A 1,344-nucleotide genomic window follows, 5' to 3' on the forward strand; every position below is an offset into this window, starting at 1 on the left:
GTCCGAGTCCCCCGGCAAACGGGGCCGTTCCGGCTCACGGGTTCGTGGGTGTGGTTTCCGGACCCGTCGGCTGGTGATGCCGGGAGTGAGGGGCCGGATCACCCGGCGGACGGACTGCCGGAGTGGTACGGCGCATCAGTCCTCAAGGAAGAAGTTGTGCTGCTCGGCGGCGTGTTCGTAGCCCTCCAGCCGGGACTGGGTCCGCTGCGGGTCGGCATCGGCCATCGCCTGGAGGAGGGCCGCCGAGATGACACCGGGCGCCGCGTAGGAGTCGAAGACGAGACGTGAGCCGGTGGCCACGGTCAGCGCGGCGTCGGCCTCGTCGACGAGCGGGCCCAGCGCGAGATCGGTGATCAGGGCGACCTTCAGGCCCGTGCTGTGGGCCGTCCGCATCGCCGCGAGGGTCTCACGGGCGTGGCGGGGCATCGCGAAGGCCAGTACCCAGGTGCCGCCGGCTTCCCGGGACTGGAGGAGCGCGTCGTACGCGACACTGCCCCCGCGCGTCACCATCCGCACATCGGGGTGGATGCGCCGGGCGGCATAGGCGAAGTACTCGGCGAGCGAGACGGAGATCCGCAGGCCCAGGATGGTCAGCGGGACCGAGTGGGCCAGCTCGCGGCCGATGTCGAGGACCTGGTTGGTGTCGGCGAGCAGTCTGCGCAGGCTCTCCAGATTCTCGATCTCGGCATCGACGGCGGCCTGCAGCTCATTGCGGCGGATCTCCTCCCGGGTGTCCGGCGACGCGGCGACCGCGCTCAGCGCGATCGGCTGCAGCGCCTCGCGCAGCGCGGGGTAGCCGCTGAACCCCACGGAGGCGGCGAACCGGGTCACCGACGGCTGGCTGACCCCGACCCGTTCCGCGAGATCCGTGATCGACAGGAACGCGGCCTCGGTGAGGTGGTCGGTGATGTACTGCGCGATACGCCGCTGCCCAGGGGACAGCCGATGACCGCCGAACAGCGCGAGAACCCTGTCCGTGGGGGCCGGATCCGTGTCGGGAGACAGTCTTCCCGGCGTGATCGCAGACGCCTGAGCGCGTGCCTGCTGATCTGATGGCACCGGTGTCACTCCTTCTCGTCCCACTCCCGCTCAACATAGCCGAGGAGTACGGCCCGTAAGAGGGTGGAGGCAGCAGCTCCGCACCGCTGTCTCAGATAGCGGGACGGTCCATGGACACCAACCGGACATACCCGGGCGGTCCCGGGCGAAGCCGCGGCTGACGGCGTCGCTGATGGCGTGGCTCCGCCGTCCGCACCCGCCGTCGCGGTGCGGGACCCGCCGTCGCGGTGCGGGACGGCGGCCGAGGGTTCTCCCGCGCCCCGGGGCGGGCCCTCCACAGACCGC

2 protein-coding genes are annotated in these 1,344 nt (G+C 71.3%); both read right to left on the reverse strand.

Features of this window, described 5'->3' with window-relative positions:
• Positions 1–135: 135 nt before the first annotated feature.
• Positions 136–1,059: a MurR/RpiR family transcriptional regulator gene (locus ACWF94_RS40580; protein ID WP_453500326.1), complete on the reverse strand. Its 924-nt coding sequence runs from the start codon at positions 1,057–1,059 to the stop codon at positions 136–138.
• Between the two features lie 5 nt (positions 1,060–1,064).
• Positions 1,065–1,344, reverse strand: a 280-nt coding sequence (locus ACWF94_RS40585; protein ID WP_453500328.1) for a hypothetical protein, incomplete at its 5' end; no start/stop codon positions are given.

It is taken from the genome of Streptomyces sp. NPDC055078, assembly GCF_053607985.1.